This window comes from Sphingobacterium sp. GW821-FHT03E03 (genome assembly GCF_059420745.1).
In genome coordinates, this window is the sequence record NZ_JBWKUH010000008.1 from 36,443 (window position 1) to 58,413 (window position 21,971).

The 21,971-nt window shown below is 39.2% G+C and carries 17 protein-coding genes and 1 tRNA gene; 6 read left to right on the forward strand and 12 right to left on the reverse strand.

Annotated elements, in window-relative coordinates:
• Positions 1-121 precede the first annotated feature (121 nt).
• The 7 genes from AC07UV_RS11530 to AC07UV_RS11560 all read right to left on the reverse strand — a co-directional run bounded on the left by AC07UV_RS11530 (position 122) and on the right by AC07UV_RS11560 (position 9,175).
• Positions 122-943 (reverse strand): HEAT repeat domain-containing protein, encoded by an 822-nt coding sequence (locus tag AC07UV_RS11530; RefSeq protein WP_495183848.1) that lies wholly within the window; start codon positions 941-943, stop codon positions 122-124.
• Positions 933-1,490, reverse strand: a complete 558-nt coding sequence (locus tag AC07UV_RS11535) for an RNA polymerase sigma factor (RefSeq protein ID WP_282253329.1) — start codon at positions 1,488-1,490, stop codon at positions 933-935. Before AC07UV_RS11535 ends, AC07UV_RS11530 begins: the two co-directional genes overlap by 11 nt.
• A 238-nt stretch (positions 1,491-1,728) precedes the next feature.
• On the reverse strand, positions 1,729-2,211 hold the full coding sequence (locus AC07UV_RS11540; protein WP_282253328.1) for a hypothetical protein: 483 nt from the start codon (positions 2,209-2,211) through the stop codon (positions 1,729-1,731).
• 70 nt (positions 2,212-2,281) lie between these two features.
• A complete protein-coding gene (locus AC07UV_RS11545) occupies positions 2,282-3,877 on the reverse strand; it encodes a SusD/RagB family nutrient-binding outer membrane lipoprotein (RefSeq protein ID WP_495183849.1) in 1,596 nt (531 codons plus the stop codon).
• Between the two features lie 12 nt (positions 3,878-3,889).
• Positions 3,890-7,147: a SusC/RagA family TonB-linked outer membrane protein gene (locus tag AC07UV_RS11550; protein ID WP_495183850.1), complete on the reverse strand. Its 3,258-nt coding sequence runs from the start codon at positions 7,145-7,147 to the stop codon at positions 3,890-3,892.
• Between the two features lie 187 nt (positions 7,148-7,334).
• A complete protein-coding gene (locus AC07UV_RS11555; protein WP_495183851.1) occupies positions 7,335-8,438 on the reverse strand; it encodes a FecR family protein in 1,104 nt (367 codons plus the stop codon).
• Positions 8,439-8,617: 179 nt separating this feature from the next.
• Positions 8,618-9,175, reverse strand: coding sequence for an RNA polymerase sigma factor (locus tag AC07UV_RS11560; protein ID WP_282253324.1), 558 nt, complete (start codon positions 9,173-9,175; stop codon positions 8,618-8,620).
• A 107-nt stretch (positions 9,176-9,282) separates the two neighbouring features.
• Between AC07UV_RS11560 and AC07UV_RS11565 the strand changes: the two genes are divergently transcribed.
• The 4 genes from AC07UV_RS11565 (at position 9,283) to AC07UV_RS11580 (ending at position 11,866) form a co-directional block, all read left to right on the forward strand.
• Positions 9,283-10,422, forward strand: coding sequence for a hypothetical protein (locus AC07UV_RS11565; RefSeq protein WP_495183852.1), 1,140 nt, complete (start codon positions 9,283-9,285; stop codon positions 10,420-10,422).
• A gap of 110 nt (positions 10,423-10,532) precedes the next feature.
• Positions 10,533-11,051 carry an NADPH-dependent FMN reductase gene (locus AC07UV_RS11570; protein WP_495183853.1) on the forward strand — a complete coding sequence of 173 codons (519 nt, stop codon included), beginning with the start codon at positions 10,533-10,535 and terminating at the stop codon, positions 11,049-11,051.
• Positions 11,052-11,137: 86 nt separating this feature from the next.
• Positions 11,138-11,359: a VF530 family protein gene (locus AC07UV_RS11575; protein WP_223584702.1), complete on the forward strand. Its 222-nt coding sequence runs from the start codon at positions 11,138-11,140 to the stop codon at positions 11,357-11,359.
• Between the two features lie 54 nt (positions 11,360-11,413).
• The gene (locus AC07UV_RS11580; protein ID WP_259187265.1) at positions 11,414-11,866 is read left to right on the forward strand and encodes a KTSC domain-containing protein; all 453 of its coding nucleotides are present in this window, start codon (positions 11,414-11,416) and stop codon (positions 11,864-11,866) included.
• 156 nt (positions 11,867-12,022) lie between these two features.
• On the opposite strand, the gene AC07UV_RS11585 is transcribed toward AC07UV_RS11580, so the two are convergent.
• Genes AC07UV_RS11585 through AC07UV_RS11595 form a run of 3 tightly spaced genes read right to left on the reverse strand, consistent with a single transcriptional unit; the run spans position 12,023 to position 15,409 of the window.
• Positions 12,023-13,750, reverse strand: a complete 1,728-nt coding sequence (locus AC07UV_RS11585; protein WP_495183854.1) for a peptidase associated/transthyretin-like domain-containing protein — start codon at positions 13,748-13,750, stop codon at positions 12,023-12,025.
• 1 nt (position 13,751) lies between these two features.
• Positions 13,752-14,879 carry a FecR family protein gene (locus tag AC07UV_RS11590; protein ID WP_495183855.1) on the reverse strand — a complete coding sequence of 376 codons (1,128 nt, stop codon included), beginning with the start codon at positions 14,877-14,879 and terminating at the stop codon, positions 13,752-13,754.
• Positions 14,876-15,409, reverse strand: coding sequence for an RNA polymerase sigma-70 factor (locus tag AC07UV_RS11595; RefSeq protein ID WP_282253319.1), 534 nt, complete (start codon positions 15,407-15,409; stop codon positions 14,876-14,878). The genes AC07UV_RS11590 and AC07UV_RS11595 overlap by 4 nt, the downstream gene beginning before the upstream one ends.
• A gap of 443 nt (positions 15,410-15,852) precedes the next feature.
• Between AC07UV_RS11595 and AC07UV_RS11600 the strand changes: the two genes are divergently transcribed.
• Together AC07UV_RS11600 and AC07UV_RS11605 are read left to right on the forward strand one after the other, a co-directional pair.
• Positions 15,853-16,416: a porin family protein gene (locus tag AC07UV_RS11600; RefSeq protein WP_282253318.1), complete on the forward strand. Its 564-nt coding sequence runs from the start codon at positions 15,853-15,855 to the stop codon at positions 16,414-16,416.
• A 252-nt stretch (positions 16,417-16,668) separates the two neighbouring features.
• A tRNA-Pro gene (locus AC07UV_RS11605) sits at positions 16,669-16,742 on the forward strand.
• Positions 16,743-16,843: 101 nt separating this feature from the next.
• Here AC07UV_RS11605 and AC07UV_RS11610 read toward each other — a convergent pair.
• On the reverse strand, positions 16,844-18,706 hold the full coding sequence (locus AC07UV_RS11610; protein WP_495183856.1) for a hypothetical protein: 1,863 nt from the start codon (positions 18,704-18,706) through the stop codon (positions 16,844-16,846).
• A 108-nt stretch (positions 18,707-18,814) separates the two neighbouring features.
• Positions 18,815-21,877 (reverse strand): DUF5107 domain-containing protein, encoded by a 3,063-nt coding sequence (locus tag AC07UV_RS11615; RefSeq protein ID WP_495183857.1) that lies wholly within the window; start codon positions 21,875-21,877, stop codon positions 18,815-18,817.
• Between the last annotated feature and the right edge of the window lie 94 nt (positions 21,878-21,971).

The following is a 21,971-nucleotide window of genomic DNA, read 5'->3' on the forward strand; positions in this document are numbered from 1 at the left end:
AGTCCATTTTTTCAATGGTATTTATGAGCTCACAAGCTCCTTTTGTTAAGGTAATGAAGTGCGGAGGTTTATTCCATTAGCTTAGCACGTCTCTACAGCTTCATCGTATATATTGTTTGTTCTAGTGGTTCAGCAATACCGCATAAGCTTGCTCTTTCACAAATTTTAATGTAAAGGGATCCTCTACAATCGCGTTCAGCTTATCCTTTGTACTATTTTTCATTTCCGCTTCATCTCTTTGTGCAATCATCTGCATCAGCTCAACCTGTAATGTCGGATCATTCTGTGCGACAAAAAAGTCCTGAACCTTTTGCTGCCTAACTTCTGGTGTCATTCCGTCCAGCAAGGTCTCAATCGCTGCCATACGCACATTACTGCTCTCATCCGAAACAGCTATTTTCTCTAATGCATGTGCTGCATCCTCTTTCAGATTTCCTTGTTTTTGGAGTGCGAGTACGGCTGCTAATCTTGTACTTGCCCAAACAGAATCCTGAAGCATTTGCATATAATCTTTTTCAAGCCCTTCTTTCTTATCTACAGGAACCTTTTGCGCCGTCCTGTTAACCTCACGATGTATTTTTGGCATACTTGTCATCGTCTGTATTGACCGTATCGGTTCCTTCTGACCAGCTTCTACTGCTACCTCTTGTTGAGATGGGCGCAGGATATCCACTGGCTCTTTCTGAACAGGGGCAGATTTCAAATCTGCTACTCTGCCCAAATGATCATCCTTTTTCTCCTGATTGAAGATGACAAAAGCCGCAGATCCGACCAATAATGTAGCTGCCGCAATACTTGCCCATCGCCACAAAGGTTTAATCTTCTTTTCCTGTACCGGAGGAACAACCTGTGGTCTGATTTTATTCCATAAATCCGATGACGGTTCTTTACGGTCAAATGCATCCCGATTGGTGTTCACAAAATCCTTCAAATTATCCCGCATAATTATACCTCTCCTTCAATTGTTCGTAAATTTTCTTTTTGGCGCGATGGTATTGACTCCGCACCGCTACCGCTGTCATTCCCAAAGATTCCGCGACTTCATCGTGGCTCATATCTTCAAAAAGATACAGATTGATCACCATCTTGGGTATCCCGCTCAGCTGATCAATGACTGATTCCAAATCAGTCAGCCGACATTCTCGCCACTCCTTTTCCAACAGTTCATCTTCGCCTTCATCCTGGATTTCCAGATCATCAATAGGTGTATAATACTGCTTATTTTTCCGTAAAAGAGAAATAGCCTTATTCACTCCCATCCTTCTCAACCAGGCTTCAACACTAAGTACCGCCTGCCACTTATCCGATTTTGAGAAAAACTCCACAAAAGTCTCCTGCAAAACATCCTCACTTTCCTCCTGATTTGACAAAATCCGATAGATCGAGTTAAAAATCTTCTTCGCATAGCGATGATAGAGCTGTGCAAAGCCCGACTCGTTACCGGATTGGCACATCGCTAATAGATCTTTATCGCTAAGTTGGTTTTGCACGTTTACTATTTAATACTGTTAATTCCTATGTTTCTATTGTATAGTCGGATCATTCTGGAAAATGTTGCAATTTAATTTTATTTTTTTTCTAAAATAAATAACATGCTATTTGTGAGCAGCAATAAATCTATTTTTTTAGGTTTTAAATCTACAAAAAACACCCATGGAAAATACCACGGGTGCTTGCATTAACAAAATATACTTAATGAAGTTTTGTGAACTCCTCAATAAGAGCGCTTTATTTCACTTTCAGATAAGTTTCAATAATCGTATGTTTTACCCCCAGTTCGGGCAAATTCTCTTCCCCATGTTGGACAAGCGTATCCCCTTTAAATTCCAACTCAAAATCAAACTTCTTACTTTCCCAATCGCGGAGGCTACAGTATTGCAATCGCTCCTGATATTTTTTACCATCAAAAGAATAAGTTCCACCCCCCGCAATAAAATGAGGTTCCTTTCCTTTCCCCTTTTCTTTATCATGATTGAAAAATGAAAAATGATCTTCATTAAACATTTTAAACATTTCGGTTTTGCTTGTATCAGTGAAAGCAGTCACAGTGTCTTTCCCTTTGATAGTTTTAGCCTCTAAGAGTCTGTACGTCCCTGTCAAGGTTTTGTTTTTTGTGGTCTCATTTTCCTTCGTTTTATCACCTACGTTATTACAGGAAAGGAGAATCCATGGCAAAGCCGCGATTAGTAAAATTTGATTTTTTAGGTTCATAGTATTTTATAAAAGGTTTAAAGAGGCCAAACTACGAAAGTTCAGCCTCATAAAAAACAAACCATTGTAATTATTTGTCCCACCAGACTCGGCCTGCAAGATTATCACCGCCGGGTACTGCTGAAGAGGCTGCCTTATAGTTTTCTCCATTGATAGCCGCTTCATTTGCAGGATAAGGAAAGCGACGTGGAATAGTGGCAGAAGTTGCATTCCCTGGATAATTTACAGGAGTTAGCACTGGGAAGCCTGTTCTACGCCAGTTACTCCAAGTTTCATAAAAATCAAGCATTGTGATCGTATGCGCCCAATACTGTGTGTTTATTTGCTTCAACCCATCTGCAACATTAAATGGATGCGCCTTCAAATAAGCGTCTGCATCCGCTTCACTGATTGCCATTGATCCATCATATTGATCGAGGAAAGTCATACTACCTTTAACCCCTTTGTTGTAATGATCACTAGCACTCCCCCCTATTCCCCATCTTTGTGCAGCCTCAGCTAAAAGTAACTCGGACTCACCGTAGGTTAAAATAAATGTAGCACCTGTTCGTTTAACCATATTGGGATTAGGAGATGAATAATCTGGAAAAGTAGTATAGCTCGGATCTCCATTGATATTATACAATGGATTGGATCCAAGATCCTTACCATTAGGCATACCTTTTTGTTTTGCTGGATCAGTTATAAACCCAGCATTTTGGTCTTTGCTTTTCTCAGACAAGTATAGTTGAGTCACCGCAACCTTTCTCAATCGTGGATCATTATTTGATTTTAAATAATCAATAAAAGTCTTGGACCATTTTACATAATAGTTTTCCTGTCCACCATCTCCGAGGAGTACTTGGCTATTTCGGTTCTGAGTAACCCGGGAACCAGACACATCATGCAAGATAAAGGCATTATCCGCATTGTTGGTCATCGTCTTCCCAATTGCCTTTTGGGCATATTCTTTGGCTTTGGCTTCATCTACTTTCACTAAGCGCATTGCTGTGCGGAGCAACAGCGAATTCCCAAATTTCCGCCATTTCGCAATATCGCCTTTGTAGATAACATCTCCGGTTACTTTATCACCATCATCTTTTAAGGCTGCAGTAGCCGTTTCAATTTCCTTCAATAGATCGTTGTAGATGTCTTGTTGTTTATCGTATTTTGGTTTATAGATTTTATTGTAAAATCCCACACCTGCTTCAGAATAAGGAACATCACCATACAGATCTGTTAAACGGGCAAATATCAACGCCTTCCAAATTCTTGCGACATGATGAAGATTTGCATATTTAGGTTTATCTTTTGTAAACTCTACTACGTCAACAATATTTCTAACCTGCTCAATATAGGCGCCGACAGTTCCATTACCCCAATAAGCTGCCGTGTAACTTTCGTTTAACATATATTTATCTCCTGCCCAATAACTTACTACAGTAGACAAACCCTGCATCATTGTTGCCGAATAGATTAAATTTCCACGCCAAGTATCATAGGCAAAATCAAAACTTCCTGTATAAAACAATTGAGCAGAACTAAATGTATAATTAGGATCCCAATTATCCTTGCTGTAAGAAATTGGATCTGTATTTATTTTTTCAAAATCTTTTGTACAGCTACTTAAAATTAGTGAAGCCACTGTAACCAAGCTAACAAATGCTGGTTTTATATATCTTTTCATGATTATTTGCAATTAAAATTTAACACTTAAATTAATACCATACGTACGTACAGCGGGAACACCACCGAGTTCCAAACCTGGAAAAGTAGCATTGTAACTTGATTCAGGGTCAATATTATTTGTCTTTTTCATAATTATCCAAAGATTTCGCGCTACAGCACTAACTGTTATCGCCTTAATCTTGTTATTAAATAAATTGGATGGGAAAGTATATCCCACAACAATTTGACGTAGCTTAACAAAATCAGCATTGTTGACAAATATCTTCGATACATTGTTTGCAGTATTGGTATAGTAGGTTGCTGCTGTACGGCCTAAACTTTCGCGATCTGCTACTGTTTCTTGATGTAATCCGGCAATGTATCCGTAATAATCCGTTCCTGAAAACAGCTTTCCACCCCATTTTCCATCAATCAAAAAAGAAAAATTGAAGCGTTTATAATTGAATTCATTGTTCCAACCCGCAAACCATTTGTTCATTGCAGAACCATAAGGTTTTAAATCACCACGAACAGGAGAGCCATCATCAGCCTTAACAATATTGCCATTATCGTCGTATTTATAGTCAAATGCCATAATTTGGAAAGCAGGCATCCCTACCCGATTCATTAAATAGCCTACTCCTGAGCGTGAAGTTGCGACAGATTGCTCATCCATTCCCTCGGCCAAAGACAATACTTTATTATCATTATATGAACCGTTCAATGAAGAAACCCATTTAAAGTTTTCTGATTTGAGAATTGTTGCTGAAATTAATGCCTCAAACCCCTTATTTTGCATTTCACCTGCATTTAACACAGCACCGGTATAACCACTTGAAGAAGGTGTCGTTATAAACGAAATTTCATTTTTCGACTTTTTGTTATACCAAGTAAGATCTAAATTCACGCGGTCATTGAAAAGGCGTAATTCAGTTCCAATTTCCAACTCTGTTGCAGTTGAAGCTTTTAAGGAAGAATTGGGAATGTTTGCATTTGAAATTGTTCCCAATGGTTGCCCATTCAGCGTTTCGCTCCTAAAATTATAAGTTAACAAGGTTTGATATGGATCTGTAGCTTGTCCCACTTGCGCAAAACCGGCCCTCAACTTTCCATAACTCAACCATGATGGTTTTAAATATTCTGAAAAGATAAATGAACCCGAAACAGCCGGATACACAGAATTCAATTTATTGTCAAATCCAGGTGTTGCTAAAGTAGAAAACCAATCTGACCGTAAACTTCCGGTTAAATAAGCGACATCTTTATAGGCAAATTCCAATGTACCATAAGTGGATTGTGTTTCCGATTCACTCTCAAGATAACCAACAGACTTATTTTTTGCGTTTAATATATTATACACACCAAATATGGCGAAATCCGTTCCTAAATTCGTGGTCTGTTTGATTTTCGTATTTCTGTAACTAGCTCCAATATTGGGGGTCAATGTATAATCTCCTATTACAAAAGACTTGCCAATCAATATATCTGTGTTGACATCTGCAAATTTTGTTTCTTGCTCCGCAATCTTTCCACTTGGGTAATATCCCGTACCTGAAGGAACTACATTCTTGTAGTGATCGGAATATCCGTCCCGTCCCACGCGTCCCTGAAAAAACAAGCCATTATTCATTGTATATTTTGCAGTTACAGAAGCGATAGAGCGATCCCGATTGGTATTGTTGACAAATTCATTTGCAGCAAACCAAGGATTAGTTGCATAAACGTTACCTGCGTTATAGAGAATCTCATTGCCATCAGCACCTTTCCATGGCTTTAAATCATTGATATTAATACTTGTCGGTAAAAACATCGCGTTATAATTGGCATTTCCAGCACCATCAGATACCATTGGACGGTTTTTCACTTGCTCTAAAATCATATTATAACGTGCGTCAACAGTCAAACCTTTAAGTGGCTCAAATAATCCGACCAAATTGAAAGACTGTCTCTTAAGACCCGAATTAGGTACAACAGATCTATTATCTACGTTTGTTCCTGATAGACGGATTGAACCACCCTCAAAAGATTTATTCAATGCCAAAGTATTTGTCCATGTCGAACCTGTTCTATAAAACCTCTTAAGATTTCCCTTCTGTAATGAATATGGTCTTTCTTTTCCATCAAATTGCACAACCGGTGTACCATCCAACTTCGCACCCCAACTGGAACCACCAACCTGAGCGGCACCCGCTTGTGTATTTGGCTTCTCACCATTAGCGCCCTGGCCATATACTGTTTGCCAGTTGGTATTATCTATAATTTGTTCCCCTACGAAATTGCTATTAAAATCTATCGAATTCCCCTTTCCAGATTTTGTGGTAATTAAAATAACACCTGCTTTTGCCCGCGAACCATATAATGCTGAAGCAGCAGCTCCTTTTAATACCGAAATACTTTCGATGTCGTCAGGATTGATATTGCTGATTGCATCACCTAAATCTGGGGCATTGTCCCACTGACTACCGGCGTTTCCTTTAGTATTCGCATTACCTATACCTACCGGCTTACTCTCCATAGGTATACCATTAATCACATATAAGGGTTGATTTGTTTGATTCAGACTGGAAACACCGCGTATAGTTACATTTGATGCGGCCCCTGCCCCACCTGAAGTTGAACTAATATCCAAACCTGCTACTTTTCCGACAAGTGAATTCATGACGTTATTTTCACGTGCTGTAGTCAAAGATTCTCCTGCAACCTGTGTCACTGAATATCCCAAAGAGCGTTTTTCCTTTTTCATACCCAATGCTGTCACCACCACCTCATTTAACATGCGATTGTCTTCGATTAAGATGATTTTCATATCGCCATCCTTGGTCACAGCCAATTCCTGTGATGCATAGCCTGCAAAAGAAACGATCAACGTATTGCCGGTCGCGGCGTCGATGGAAAACCGTCCATTAATATCTGTCGCTCGCCCTACAGCAGTACCTTTAACACGTACACTGGCTCCCGCTAACGGATTCCCTTTATCATCTGTTACCGTACCCGAAACGACAACTTGTTGTTGTTGACTAACCACAACAAGTCCTTCTTTGGATACTGAATAAGCCAGTCCACTTTTATTGAAAAGCTTCGCCAACACGTCCAATACCTTCGTATTATTGACATTGACAGACACTTCTTTATTTAAATTCTCGTTTGTCGAATTATAGACAAAATAATAATCACTTTGCTCTTCGATCAGTTTAAGTACCTTGCTCAGTTTTGTTTTTTGAACATCCAAGGACACTTTTTGTTGGGAAAATACAGATGCTGAAACATTGATTACAGCACACGTAGTCATAATTAAGGCTAGTTTCATCCCGATAATGAATCTAAAATGCACAATATATCCATTGCGCATTTGCAATAAGCAATTTTTAATCATATTTTAGTGTTGGTTAAAATTAATATTAAGCAGCACGCCCCAATGTTGCTGCTTTTGGTTAATCATTTTTTCAATGAAGGATGGTGTTGGTCCACCATCCTTTTTATTTTTCTGAGATAGTTATTTTTTTCCCATATAGTTCAAATTTAAATGGTTCAACTTTTTGTAAAGCACTCAGTACCTGAGTAATATTTTCTTTGCTAAAGGTTGCCGTGAAGCGATATCTTTTCAATTCTTCACTTTGAAGCTGAATATCCACATCATACCAGCGCTCCAGGGTTCTTCGTAAAGATTCGAAATCTTGGTCCACGATTTCCAATCTATTTTCTTTCCATGCGATATCTGGTATTTCGGTGGTATTTGACTCCACTACGGGGATATTTTCGATTGCAATTTCCTTAATGGGCAACTTACTTAAGGTTGGCTTATTTCCTTTACTTGCATTTACCGCAAGCTCAGTTTGGTTTTTAAATATCGTAATTTTTTGATTTGGCTTAATAACAACGGAATTCTCGCGCTGTCCTTTGCTTTTCATCTCAATAGACCCCTCCACCAATACAGCTTCGGCCGTTGGTTCTTCGGGATAACTTTTCACGTTGAAGGTCGTTCCCAAAACTTTGATATCAAAATCAGAAGCCTGCACCATAAATGGTTTTTCTTTATTCTTTGCGACCTGAAAATAACCTTCACCGACCAACCTTACCAAGCGCAATTCACCATTAAAATCCGAAGACAGCTCCAATTTACTTGCTGAGTTGAGAGTAACAGTACTGCCATCAATTAACTCAAAGGTCTTCTTCTCACCTTTCTTTGTCTGATACACCTGACCAACGTTTGTTATCGTTTGTGGAGCAATAGCATTCGTAGGACGTGTATAGTACCATAATCCGCCTCCGACCAAAGCGACAAATACTGCAGCAATAGCGCCCCACTTTTGCCATGTAATCTGGCGGATAGGTGCAGATTCAATTGGCGTATTTTGGAGGTCAGTCTTCAATCTCTCCATCTGTTCATGGATAGATTTTCGGTTTCCGACCAAAATTTGGTAAAGACGTTTGGCTTTTAGGATCATTTCGACCTGCTCTGGATGATTTAAGCAGTATTGTTGCCAGTAAAGGATACAGTTTTTATCTTCTCCAGAGCAGTACTTTTGAAAAGTATCGTCAATCAAAAAATCTTCTAACTGTTTATAATCTTTTTGGCTCATTCTAATGGGTATTTACCCTATAGTGCCCAAGAAGAGATCTTTTTCCTAAGAAAAAAACAAAATATTTCATAAAATACTGACAATCAGATTATTTATTTTAAAAAACAACACAAAGAAGAGGTATAATACTTAACGAATACGCTATGATTCGCTTACAACAACAGTTGTCGGTATTATCATTAAATGTCCTTCAGCTCCTCCCGTAATATTTTTAGCGCATCGTAAAGCGTATTATACGCCGTTTTGACAGACATCTGCGTGATTTCAGAGATCTTTTCATACGAATAGCCTTCAAAAAATTTTAGATTGACCAATTGTTTTTGGCGAAAAGACAACTTCTCCAGTGCTTCTTTCAAACGGATCTGAATAATCTCATTGGTTTGAACTTTGATTACAAACTCTTCATAAGGCATCTCAATCCATTCATCTTCCGCTTTTACATTCTGAAGTGCTGTATTAATTTTATGTTGCTTTTCGATCAGGCGTAGAATACGCCGCTTTAGAAAGGTAATAAGATAGGACTGTACATTTTCAACGCGTTCAAGCTGCATTCTTTTTTCCCAGATCTTGACAAAAACCTGATCCGTCGCTTCACTTGCCAAATCAGTATTCCCACAGGTACGGATTCCAAAATTAACAAGTTCTTGATAAAGTGCCCCATACAGATCAAAAAATGCAGCCTCGTCCCCCGTACGAATACGCTCCCACAACAGGCGGTACCCCATTTTATTTCTCATAACAAAGCATATAATCTGTATTCAAGCTATTTTACGTCCCTATTTCCAAAAGTATAAACTTAATCCGTAAAAGGAAAAAGTTTTTATCTTTAGGTATAGTTATTTGTATGTGGTCTGAAATTATAATCACCCTATTTATCTGTATTGTACTGAACTACTATGTATTGCGGTGGCTTAAAGATAATCGAAAAATGCGTCCAAAAGGAATTTTGGCCTACTTAATCACGCCAATAATTTACTTATGTATCCGCTTATTGATGATGAAATGGGTATTTATTACTGTCTTTGCATTGGCCTGGATCGCGATTATTATCTTTTTGCTCCGGAAGTCTATTCGCTATTTGACACCACAAAAATTTCATCCGGAAAATGAAGAAGTACTAGAGGCCGAAATCGTTGACAGCAAAATTGATGAACCTATTGCCTATCCTGAGAAACCAACCAATTCTGAGCAGGTATCAGGTATAGCTGAAGTCCAGGCCATTCATTCAGATCCTCCCAGTGTAGAACCTGATAGCCCAAAACAACTCAATTTACAACACACAGCTATTCCTGTTGACGAAGCAGCAGAAATACAGGCTGAAGAACAGAAGCAAGATCGAAGACTTTTAATGCTACAACGTGTCTCTTTTTACGCGACTATTTATAACCTTATTTTTTGTCTCTTTCTAATTATTCGAAGAGCTTATTTACAGACAGACGCAGAGGATGATATCATTGGCCTTTTTGGCACTTTTCAGATCAACTGTATTGTGTGTTTGGTCATCACTGCCATCATCTGCAAATTGTTTGATACGCTGAATAAATTGACCAATCTGATCCAAATGGAAAAAAGAGGTTATAAGTTTTCACTTTTTATCCTGCTTGGCATTGTCTGTTTTTTCTATTTCCGCGCAGATTTCATCACTTTAGAATCGCTAATCACTCAATCCTATACTAACCAGGGTATCTTTTTTTTTGTTGGAATAATGACCTTCCTACTCGCCCAACTTGCCTTTATGACGATCGATTATCCCAGTTTCATTCGGTATCAATTTGCGAGGAAAAGAGATTTAAAAGCAATTATTATACTCAATCTATTTCTATTTGTTTTGGTGATGATTATCTGTGAGGTCCTATTGTCGGGACTTAAAAATAGGTTCGATAGTAGCCATATTTTCACGCTGTACCCCACTGTACTGTTATTTTTTCTGGAGCGGAAAAATTACCTTCAGGCAAAAAACTATGTCAACCGTATGGATCTATAATCGTAAATTAGTCGCTTCAAAATCTTACATCGTAAAATTGACATGGAAGTGTCGGCAAATTAATAAATTAAACAATCAGGGTCTTTAATCCCAGCAAGTAAATATATTCAATGAAAACCATTTTCGCGATAATAGGCAGCGCAAGCGAACATTCATCCAATCATCAGCTCGTACGTCATCTCCAACATAAAGTAAACCCCGAGGTCAATCTTATTCTCTTTGACCGCCTGAAGGAACTCCCGCATTTCGACCCTGAAGAAAGTACATCCCGTCCGCCAATCGAAATCATCGCTTTGCGCCAGGTCATTCAGGATGCAGATCTGGTATTGATCAGCAGTCCAGAGTACATTTTCAGTGTCCCAAGCGGATTGAAAAATCTACTCGAATGGTGTGCAGCAACGACCATTTTTACAGAAAAACCCGTCAGTATTATTACCGCATCAGCACAGGGCGAAACGGGCCATGCCGAGCTACAACGTATTATGCAGGGACTTGGTGCTCAACTTGATTCCGAAAGGAACCTTCTTATTCAGGGCGTGAAAGGAAAACTTGATGCAGTAGGAAATATCTGGGATGAAAAGCTCGATCAACAGCTTGATTTGCTTGCAGAACAGCTCAAGAACTCTTAGTTAAAATACCATTGGATTAAGCTTAATGGTATAACAACACAATAAAAAGTTATTATAAAGTGTACAAAGATTTCTAACTTTACAACATGCAAGAACAAGTCAATAATCCATTACACGGAAAACGGTTGGATACAATCATCGAATATTTAGTGGAATATTACGGATGGGAAGAACTGGGGCAAAGGATATCCATCCGGTGTTTCAATGAAAATCCGAGTGTTAAATCCTCGCTAACTTTTCTACGAAAAACACCCTGGGCCCGAGAGAAGGTTGAACAGCTCTATGTAAAAACCTTAGGTAAAAAATAATCTTATTTCTAGGATAATGCAAATAATCTGATTATTAAGCATATCTTTGCCGCCATGAAAAAAATTGCCGACTACCGTAAGTTGTTAAATGTGGATAAATCAGTGGATCTCAAAACCCTAAAATCCACTTACCGGACGATCATGAAAGAATGTCATCCGGATAAATTTGTCAATGACGAAGAAGGTCGTTTGGCTGCTGAACAAAAGAGTGTAGAAATGATTGAAGCTTATCATTTTTTGGTAAGCATCTGCCCCGAGACAATTGAACAACAATTACCGATCTATACAGAGACAATCACGAATTCAGGTATTCAAGATATTGATTGGAAAGCCCAGATATTGACGATCACCTTTCATGATGGCAGTCAATATGAATACTTTGGCGTCCAACGAAATGACTATGTAAAATTTGTCAATGCCGACTCTTTGGGACGATTTGCACGTAGACATATTTTCCACTCCTATCCTTATCGGAATGTATTGAAGACTGCTACAGTTGTTGCATAACTAAAACATAGATTTACAACTCAATGATACATACTGGTTCATAGACCAGTTAACACATAAGTGCCCTTTGTTGAAATAACAAAGGGCACTTATCTAAAATGTTAAATGTTTAAAAGCTACTTATATAACAGCTGTACAACCCAAATAGTTTTAGTTTTATAATTTTAACATTACACCCGCTGTTCCACCACCATAAAACGTGTTTCTCGTACGGTCTCTTCCCCAAGCTTTCCATTGGGTACCACCGCCTGATACAGCATCTTCATCCCGCTCAGCATAATTGAAACTTGGTGCCACAAATATCGATAACGCATCGGTCAACTTATATGCTGGGATCACACGAAAGGAAGATTGGTGATTGTCCAATGATTTAAATTTATCCGTTAAATGATTACGTGTGGTAATTTCCGTACGGAGTGCAAACTTGGATTTATTCAACAGTACAGCACCCAATCCTGCTTCAAAGGCATATTTCGCAGGACCATCGTTACCAAGAACCGCACCGATAGATAAGACACTATAGAGTACCCGACCTCCGGAACGAAACTGCAACGAAAGATAGCTATCCTCGTCTATTGCCAACGACAGATTTTTTTCTCCGTTTTTGATTAGGTTTAATAGACCGATCGGGTAATCACTACTATCGGCAATATTAACTATTCCTGCGAGCTGAAATCCCTTTACTTTTTTTGCCTTATTGGCAATACCTGCTATTTGGATGCCCACATCTCCGTTGCTATTGTTTAATACACCGGCTAATTGGGTTGTTCCAGCAGCTTCCTTTGCGGTATTAGCGACACCAGCGATCTGTACGCCCCGTACCGTATCAGCCTTATTCAATACCCCGCCAACCTGGACACCTTTAACGGTTCCAAAAACCCGATTACCTACCCCCGCTAACTGTACTCCACCAACATTACCGCCGACAGTATTAAATACCCCCGCTACCTGGAATCCCTGCATATTATATTGGTTGATATTGAATACCCCCCCGAGCTCAACGCCCCTGACTCCGGCGGTTGCACCGCCGATAATATTTAATGAAAACTTATTGACAATCTGTGATCGAATAAATCCATGCGAGCTTAATCCGGGTGTCATAGAAATTTGATAAGGACTATACAAAAACATACCACCCAGATTCATGCTCTGTATCTGTTGGGCAGGAGACAGGAATATCCGGCCAAAAAAAGACTTATAAAGGCCATGATCTTCTTCATAGCCTTCGAAATAACCGTATTGCCGTTTCTTTTTATCTCCTATTTTTGCTTCAATAGGAAAAATAACCATTACACTGGTATCCCGAAACATCTCCTTACTCACATTCACTGCGATCAGATTACTTTTTTTCTTGACATCCAATTCAAAATAACCATTTTTGTCTGTTAACGTAGATAGCAAAGCGCTTCGGTCGAAAATACTTGCATTGGATATCGGATTATTGGTTCGGATATTTTTGATATACCCTGTGATCACAACCTTGTCTTTCCTCGGGGTCTGTACTTCAAAATCAACCGACATCCGTTGTGGCGTATATTGAACAATAATATGTTTGCCTAATTCTTTAAAGCTATATTCCTTACCCAAAATCCCATCGAGATAATCATATAAATTTCCCTTATAAGCCCTGGGGTAAATGACACTATCCATCTGTAAAATATTTCCATTGAAGGAAAACAACACATCTTGCCGTTCCTTTAGTAGCTGAAAGACTTCGCCAACCGTTGCTTTAGAGAAAGCAGGCATTTGAATTTCAGCAGCAAGCTTTTGCTGCGCTAGCCCCCAATGAAAGGAGCATAGCAGAGAGAATAGGATATAAAACCTGATTCGCTTTATAAAAAATAGTATCATGATGCTATCTGTACAATTTTGTTTCGAAAACATGTTATTGCTTTTTATTACTTGTTAAGTGGATTTCTTTACCCTGGACCTCAATCTTTAAGTCCAAGCTCTTTGCCATCACCTTGAGTATTTCTGCCAAACTATTTTGTTTAAATTCGGCTGTATATGGTATTTTTTCAAGAGCAGGATCATCTATCATAACCTTATAATCATATGCGTGACTAAGCACCTCAGCAACCCTCTTTAAAGGTGTATTTTCAAAATTAAACTCACGGTCTACATAGTATTTATAGAATTTATCCTGAACGGGTTTCTTTTCAACTTTCATGGTATCTAGATCTCTGATCGTCAGCATCTGATCTGGTCGCAGTAAAATCTCTTTATCTGCATAGGCCACTTTGACCAATCCCGTGGCGACGATGACCTCCGTTGCATTGGGAATGCGACGCACATTAAAACTTGTCCCCAGTACCGTGATCTTCGTATTACCTGTCGCGATTACAAAAGGATGCTTTTTATCTTTTTGTACCTGAAAAAACACCTCTCCTTTTTTCAATTCCACATTTCTGTTTTTATTGCTCCAGGTGCTTGAGTAAGCTAACTCCGTATTTTTGTTGAGTGTCACCATAGACCCGTCGGGTAGTGAATTTTGAAGTACCGTCTCTTGGCTAGCAAGATGCATTTCTTTTCGCTGTGAACGGTCAAATACATAGAATCCAACCATGCAGACCAACAAAATGCTCGCCGCGGCCCACCAATTCCATTGAATCAGGTGCGTTTTCCTGTTGGGGATTTCAGTAGGTTCCGATGTTCTCCTGTCCCTAACAACTTTAAAATCCATCCAAGCCTTATCCACATCCACTTCTGGAACCTCCAGGGGTTTAGGTAGACTATCCCATAACTTTTTCATTTGCAAATATGCCTCCCTATTATTAGCGTCTTTTTCCAACCATTCCTCTACGATCCTACTTTCAGCGTCATTCGTTTCCCCGACCATATGTCTTTCTAGCAATTCCTTATTCATAGCATATAGATAAGATAGAAATACATTTTTCACTTTTAGGTATTCCGCTTTATTGTCAGGATCTTCCTCCATCCAGCGTTGTACCAAATTATTCTCTGCTTCGTTAGTTTCCCCAACGATATATCTTTCCAGTAATTCCTTATTCATAGTATATAGATAAGATAGAAAATAATCAATGTTAAATAATCCATAAGCTCAACACGCAGATGACGCAAGACCTTACTCATATGTCCTTCGACTGTTTTTATAGAAAGATCCAATGTTGTTGCAATATCCTTGTATTTCATCTCCTGAAAACGGCTCAACTCAAACACCGTCCTACTTTTTTCAGGCAGTTCAGCCAGGGCAACCCTTAGTTTTTTATCCAAGTCCTTACTACTTTCATCCACCGCAGGCTCCCATTCCTGTCGATGTTGTTCATAAGACTGATATTTGAACTTACGTTGTTCCTTTTTGAGGACATTCATGCTCTCATTATAGATAGCACGATAAAGGTAAGCTTTCAGCGAAGTATGAATCTGCTCTTCCCAATCTTTCTCCCATAACCTCAGAAATACTTGCTGTACGACTTCCTCAGCACCATCACTATCCCCCAAGTATCTAAAAGCATAACGATGCAATTCCTTGTAATGCGCTCGAAAAAGCTGCTCGAAATTCTTTTCTTTATTTTCCGACATTGGCCAAATCTACCATTTGATTAAACAATCTACTTTATACTAAGACAACACAAGTAGGCATTACCCTTATTTATTTTTTACTTTTTTTTCTCGCTGATAATAACGCTCCATCAACTTACTAATAAACAGTCTTTAAAAACCATTTCAACACCTGAAGTCAACTATCAATATGTACAATCGTCCTCCTACCATCCATATATACCCGAGAACATAATTCTTCAGTATAAACTGCCATGATCCTCTCGATATACCCGAGTTTACCCTTCAATATGTACATCCAGTCGAATTAAATGATGACAATGCGCTATCAGCTATGTAAGATTGGAACTAAAGTTAATTATCTAAAAATAGAAAAATGTTTTTTTTCTAAGGGTATACTGATTTTCCGTTGTCATAGAATAAAAGAACACGAAAAACTAGATAACAAAAAAATAGTATCAAAGATGAAAACAACAATCAAAGCGGCCTTAGTGGCATTGACATTACTAGGAATAACAGGTACAGTACAAGCACAGGAAGTTACCTATGGTATACAAGTAGGGAGCAACTATCACATGACGTCATTTGGCAATAAATCCGTTAAAGACAATAACGGCAAAGTAGGGGTTTCTGTTGCTGCATTTGCACGGATTGGAGATCGTATCTTCTTCCAACCAGGCATCGGAGCTAGTCTATTGCGAAAAGAATATACTTTTGAAAACACACAAAAGACGCCTAAATTCTATCAGATCAATCTTCCACTCCAAGTCGGTTATACATTTTTGCAAAATGGTGATTTCAGCCTTCGTGGCCTATTGGGACCACAATTAAATTATGATCTAAAGACTGTCAAATCCAGCACAGCTACAGATTATAAGAAATTCTCTCTTGATGGAAGAGCAGGAATCGGCATTGACGTTAGTAGCTTTACAGTAGACGCTTATTACAGCCATGGATTCACAAGTGTGGACAAAACTTTGGATGCCAAAAACAAAACCGTCGGCATTATGGTTGGGTATAAATTCTAACTGCAATTTTTCAAAAAACAGTTTCAAAAGAAGTTGTTACAATAACAAAAGTCCTCTGAAACTTTTTGAAAAAAGTTCACAGGAGGATACGAATAAAATTAAAAGAATAGGGATGTCCGACCATTTGTTTGGATATCCTATTTTTTTATTTAGATTTTATTTTTTGTCAATAATTATTATTTTAGCACCACCAAAAATTATTCCTGAAAAATCAAGTTTAGGATGATCAGATCTATATCTATTGGAATAATTCGGGATGTAGCGTAGCCCGGTATCGCGCCAGCATGGGGTGCTGGAGGTCGTCGGTTCAAATCCGGCCATCCCGACAAAAAAATAAAGCCCACTCAATTTTAGTAATTAAGTGGGCTTTATTTTTATAACACATAATTCCATTGTCCATTAAAACAATGGAAGAACGACTGATAAATTAAATTTCCGTCACGATCAGCTCCTGTTCCAACATAAAAGTAACAATCCATTTCTTTCCAATTTTAAAAGCTTTTAAATTATTAGGTGTATTGTCACTGGATTCTGTTTCCAAGGGAACATAAGAATAAACACGCTCGGCTTCTCCCTCTTGTTTAAATGTAGCCCCATTAATTAAAATAGTCTTTATACCATGTGTAAACGCATCCCCATATTCATAAAAAAAACGAAAATTACCCCCATCTGGAACCAGCATAAAGCGATCAAAAACCTGATCCGCTAATTTGACTGATGGCATAGACTCTCTGTGATCGACCGGATAGAACTGCAGCTCATTATCGACTTTATCAAAATAAAAGGCATGCTTATCAACAGACAAAAAGCTTGGATGCCACGGTAAATTCGCTGGCAACTTCGCAGTTTCAATAGGCATCAATTTATTATTGAGTAACATGTGGTAGACAACCTCATTTATTTTAAACAGCAACGGAAAGTTTTCGGTAGTTCGGTTCATTGTCGCAAATGGCAAATACTCGATTTTTCCTTTGGCTATCTGTGCTTCTGTCAAAAATCCATCTAATGATTTTTGCGCAACGATTGCTCCTGTCCTACTGTTAATACATAACATTTCATAATTCATCGTTCTGTCCTTATGATAAAGGATATAACTATGTTCCGGAGCCATATAGCATTGATCGATAATTATATCCCGTACCACTGGTAGCAATTTTTTAGAGGCTCTTTCCTTATAGAATGTGGTTTTTCCATTGGCCGCTTCCACACTGTAATGTCCCCATTGGAATAGTTTATTAATGGTAAATAGTGCTCCATTTTCAACTCTAAAGTCGAAGAATTCCTGGGCATTTGGTTGTTTTGAAGAAGCAATTGTACTGACTTGTATACTACTGTCACTGGGGTTGATAGACAACAGTTGCTGATCCTTAAAATTAAGATAATCTGGTTGTGGGTGTAACCTGATGATTTTGTCGTTTGTTTCATCCCAGGCAAATAGTCCATGCGTATTTTCCTTAAAGGTCTTCGTCCATACCCTCGCCCCTCCTTTTGGAAACTGATCTTTCGGATTAAGATTAATCACCTTACCTAACCAAGTTTTCCATTCATGTTTTGAAGCCTCCTCCTTCGGCACTCCCAATGATTCCATCTTATTACCGACGTCATTCAACCGTTTTCTCGCAAGATCAGCTACCGCTGTAGGCCTATAATCATGTATTGCATGACCTCCATCAGGTGTTTCAGCACAGCCCACATAGTGAACTATAACTTCCTGTTTGTTGTCTAAGTTATCTATCCATTGCGGCAGATCTCTCAGATCACGATAATCCGTAAAAACTGCCCACTCTATTGTATCCTTCAACGTAGGATTATTAAAAATAGAGGCTGGATAAAGATCATTTTCAGACGCAATCTTATCCTTGTTATGCGCGTTGAAAAACGCTACGTTCTTTGTATAATAACAGTTTTCCATCCCTGGCACAGCGATTATCTCAAACGTAAAGTCCTGATCATAATTATACAATAAACTTCCTCTATCGGAAAAAAGGGGGATCAATAAAATATAATCTTTACCAAGACGCTTGGCATCCGTCTGACTCAATTGCAGAAAAAAACCATTTTCAGGAAGGTAGATATTACCTTTGTTAAGCACAAAAAGTAGCTTTTCCATTGCTGAACTTAACTGAATAACTCGGTTGTTTGACTTAAACTGCCCTGTAACAGATTGCACTTTTTCCATCGTATCCACTCCTAGCTGAAGCTTTCCGTTATTTGCTACAGCATTGCTACTACCACGACATTGGCAAAACGCGATGACCAACAATATCAAGTAAAGTTGCCTAAGGACCATTCTCACCATTTATTTAATCTTTTGCTTAATTAAATTTACATCTTTTTTATCGATTACAAAAAAACATTAAAAGCTTCCTCCTTTTCCAGCTATCAACGGCGAAGAGAATTAAAACATGCGCTGATCTAGTTCAAAATAAATTCGTCGGATCAACTCCGGCCAATACACTGTTAAATTATCTTTTTGTATCTGATCAAAAAAGACAGCATTTGATTGATCTATTAAAGGGGCAGCTTCCCCGCTGCTGACAGTAACTCCCCTATTTGCTAATTGCTGTATAGCTGCCTGTTGAAGTAGAGATTCGTACTTATTTTTGGACTGTTTGCGTTGGCTTATCTGCTGCAGAAGATTTGTTTCACTGGTACTATTTCCCATTTTCTTTTGTAGATATGCTGCTAACCAATCTGCCAAAATTTCATTTTTTTCATCCGGATAAGGCTCACCTACACCGAGTTGGGATGGCCAAGCTCTTGACTCTTCCACCTTCAGGTTCGCTTCCTTATACTTTTTTTGCTGCAGGTATTGATAGGCCAGCATTAATTTGGTCTGTACATAGTAGTTATGTCCTTCGGTTGCCCCTTCAAAAGGAAGGATTTCGATCTTTTGCAATTCAGCTTCAGCGCGCTGATATTCTTTATTCAACAACAAAGTCCGTACATGTGCCAAGGTCAGTATATAGTTCTTTGGAAATGCTTGGCGATACTTCGTGCTGACCTGAAGCGCCAGGTCATACCGTTTTCCTTTATTTAATAATTCAACTAAACGAAGACCATATCGCCATTCATTTGGCTCCGTGGTTACCGCTTGTCGCATAGCTGTAATAGACATATCGATCTGTTTATCTTCCCCAAGACTGGATTTCAGGGCAAAGTAAGCACCAAAATCCGACGGTTCAGTCGTCACAGCATCTAATAGTTGCTTCGCTTTTTCCCCTTGATTTCGGAAACGATAAAGTAAGGCCTTCAAATAAGCTACTTTCCAGTTTTTGAGCTGTTCTCCTGCCCATTCAAACACAAGTTCACTTTCTTCTCGAAAAGGAAACACAAAGGCGGGGCTGCTTGCTGCGGCACGTGTTAGATAGCCCTTGCTCACTATAGGTTCATCTTTGGTCAGCCAAGCCAGCCATAATAGCATCTCCGTATGCGGTTTATTCTTACTGAGTATGGTAGTAGCACGTTTATATTCGTGTAGATCGGCATACCAAATAGCCAGTTCAAAGCATTTTTCCGAAGCGAATTCCTGTCTTGATAACACCTCATTTTTCTCTTCAAATTGAATAAAGGCATTAAAAGGATCGTATTGAGCAATGCGTTGATACAAAGCCGTATCCAACGTTATTCCTTTTCGCTTCTGAATAAGCAGCTGCAATTGAAGTGCATCTATATTTAAGGCGTTTGCCAGTATCGCCTTTTCAGCATAGGCGAGCGCGGGCTCATCCTGCTTAATCCGATAATGGGACTTGGCAAGCTGTAGATAAGCAGCACTACGCCATGTAGGATCTAAGGAGGCAACTTCAAATCCGTCCAAAGCATCATGTGTCTTTCCCAACTTAATCGCAGCCAGACCATAGTAATAATTAGCGGGAGCATGGTATGTATCAATCGCCAATGCCTGACCTGCATAGTCATAACATTGCCTATAATCCATTCTGAACCAAGCAAGTTTGGCCTTTTCCAACAAAAAATCCAATTTGGGGACTTGCTTTTCCATCAACCTATTTAACAAGTTTTCCGCTACACCATATTGCCTAAACCGGAGTAAGTCCCGCACTTCAAATAGTTTGGTTTGATTGCTATCTATCGCTACTCCACTATTTGATCCAGTAGGTCGATTCAATGCAGCAGCTAGCTCATTCTGTTTTAAATCAAAATAATCTTTCCCTATTTTGAGATAAGAGGGAACATTTTCATTTGTTAGTTCCAAAGCAATGTGTTTTACCTCACCCACTTGAGCGGACAGATAGTTTCCCCCCAGCATCATACCATTACTATCAAGCGCAAAGATACTGTCCTGTAGCGGTCGTTTGGGATCGACGGTCAACAGTAGTTTTTTTGCTTCTAGCTTCACCTGTAGTGCAGCAGATAATTGAAAACCTTTCGGTTCGCCTATCCCAGCAAAAGGCATCCAGTACTCCGTCCATGCATCGCCCTGATAGGGGGCAAATCCGATTTGTTTGAATGGCGTTAAACTACTTGACGGCACATTTTGATTGAATAATCGACCACTTTGGATCTCCACATATTGACCACTCTGATCTGTCAGCAGCTTCTCCCAGATCTGCCCATCGCCTGCTTGTGACCACAGAAATATTTTCTTGCCCAATTTATCTTCACGCAGGGCATATCGGGCCATACCATAATCATGTCCCCTATAATATACCCCGAAGGCCTTGCTATGTGCGCCAAGGACGTGGTAAGATTTCGAGCTGCCGAAGGCATTTTCACGATAATTGGATAGGTCACGTCCTTTATCGTCAATGGGCCATGGATGTGCATCCCCATCATGACCAATGTATTGATTCCCTGGATACAAAAACTTCAAATCCTCGCCAGCCGCCACCCCTAGATTCATCCAGGTATAGTAAGGTTGTTCGACAGCATTGCTATTGGACCAGAAAGAACGCGTGGAGAAATAACCTTTGTCTTTTTCTAAGCGAATTTCCATAGTCCAGTTGCTACGGCTCAAAAGATCAAAAGCATGGACAAAACAGCTAACACTGCCATCGGCATGCTTCTGTAACAGATAATCTACAGGAGTAGACGTATTGGGGGTATGGCCAATAATTCCATAATTCGCTTCAATACCACCGCTTGTCCAAGGTCCCCGCATCGCAATATCTCTGAATTTCACAACCCCATTGTTATAGATATAATCACGCTTTCCTACTTTATCATAGGCAGACCAGATCTTGCCCCCAATTTCGGGCATAACCTGAACACGGATATAATCATTTTCCAAGATCACGGTCTTCCATTCCTTTTCAATGGCAGTATTTGTAAAACCGTCAAATCGAAAATAAGGATAAAGTTTCTGTGGTGAAGCGATCGGGTCTGGATCCGAAAACGGATAAGTCGTATAACGCTTTTTTACTTCAGAAATCCTTGCGGGCTGCTGTGCCAATACCGTGAGCATACAATTCCCCAGCAATAATATCACTATCCATTTTTTCATTGAAATATGTATTTATTCATTAATTCAATAGCTACCAAAAGTTTCCCTATAACTTCCGGCAATTTCGACAACAACATGCCCCCGCCCTTACTCC

What these genes read in the sequence shown, in the direction of transcription:
- AC07UV_RS11530 (WP_495183848.1), bottom strand. Translation starts at nt 943, where the DNA reads ATGCGGGATAATTTGAAGGATTTTGTGAACACCAATCGGGATGCATTT.
- AC07UV_RS11540 (WP_282253328.1), bottom strand. Translation starts at nt 2,211, where the DNA reads ATGAACCTAAAAAATCAAATTTTACTAATCGCGGCTTTGCCATGGATT.
- AC07UV_RS11545 (WP_495183849.1), bottom strand. Translation starts at nt 3,877, where the DNA reads ATGAAAAGATATATAAAACCAGCATTTGTTAGCTTGGTTACAGTGGCT.
- AC07UV_RS11550 (WP_495183850.1), bottom strand. Translation starts at nt 7,147, where the DNA reads ATGACTACGTGTGCTGTAATCAATGTTTCAGCATCTGTATTTTCCCAA.
- AC07UV_RS11555 (WP_495183851.1), bottom strand. Translation starts at nt 8,438, where the DNA reads ATGAGCCAAAAAGATTATAAACAGTTAGAAGATTTTTTGATTGACGAT.
- AC07UV_RS11560 (WP_282253324.1), bottom strand. Translation starts at nt 9,175, where the DNA reads ATGAGAAATAAAATGGGGTACCGCCTGTTGTGGGAGCGTATTCGTACG.
- AC07UV_RS11565 (WP_495183852.1), top strand. Translation starts at nt 9,283, where the DNA reads ATGTGGTCTGAAATTATAATCACCCTATTTATCTGTATTGTACTGAAC.
- AC07UV_RS11570 (WP_495183853.1), top strand. Translation starts at nt 10,533, where the DNA reads ATGAAAACCATTTTCGCGATAATAGGCAGCGCAAGCGAACATTCATCC.
- AC07UV_RS11575 (WP_223584702.1), top strand. Translation starts at nt 11,138, where the DNA reads ATGCAAGAACAAGTCAATAATCCATTACACGGAAAACGGTTGGATACA.
- AC07UV_RS11580 (WP_259187265.1), top strand. Translation starts at nt 11,414, where the DNA reads ATGAAAAAAATTGCCGACTACCGTAAGTTGTTAAATGTGGATAAATCA.
- AC07UV_RS11585 (WP_495183854.1), bottom strand. Translation starts at nt 13,750, where the DNA reads ATGTTTTCGAAACAAAATTGTACAGATAGCATCATGATACTATTTTTT.
- AC07UV_RS11590 (WP_495183855.1), bottom strand. Translation starts at nt 14,879, where the DNA reads ATGAATAAGGAATTACTGGAAAGATATATCGTTGGGGAAACTAACGAA.
- AC07UV_RS11595 (WP_282253319.1), bottom strand. Translation starts at nt 15,409, where the DNA reads ATGTCGGAAAATAAAGAAAAGAATTTCGAGCAGCTTTTTCGAGCGCAT.
- AC07UV_RS11600 (WP_282253318.1), top strand. Translation starts at nt 15,853, where the DNA reads ATGAAAACAACAATCAAAGCGGCCTTAGTGGCATTGACATTACTAGGA.
- AC07UV_RS11610 (WP_495183856.1), bottom strand. Translation starts at nt 18,706, where the DNA reads ATGGTCCTTAGGCAACTTTACTTGATATTGTTGGTCATCGCGTTTTGC.
- AC07UV_RS11615 (WP_495183857.1), bottom strand. Translation starts at nt 21,877, where the DNA reads ATGAAAAAATGGATAGTGATATTATTGCTGGGGAATTGTATGCTCACG.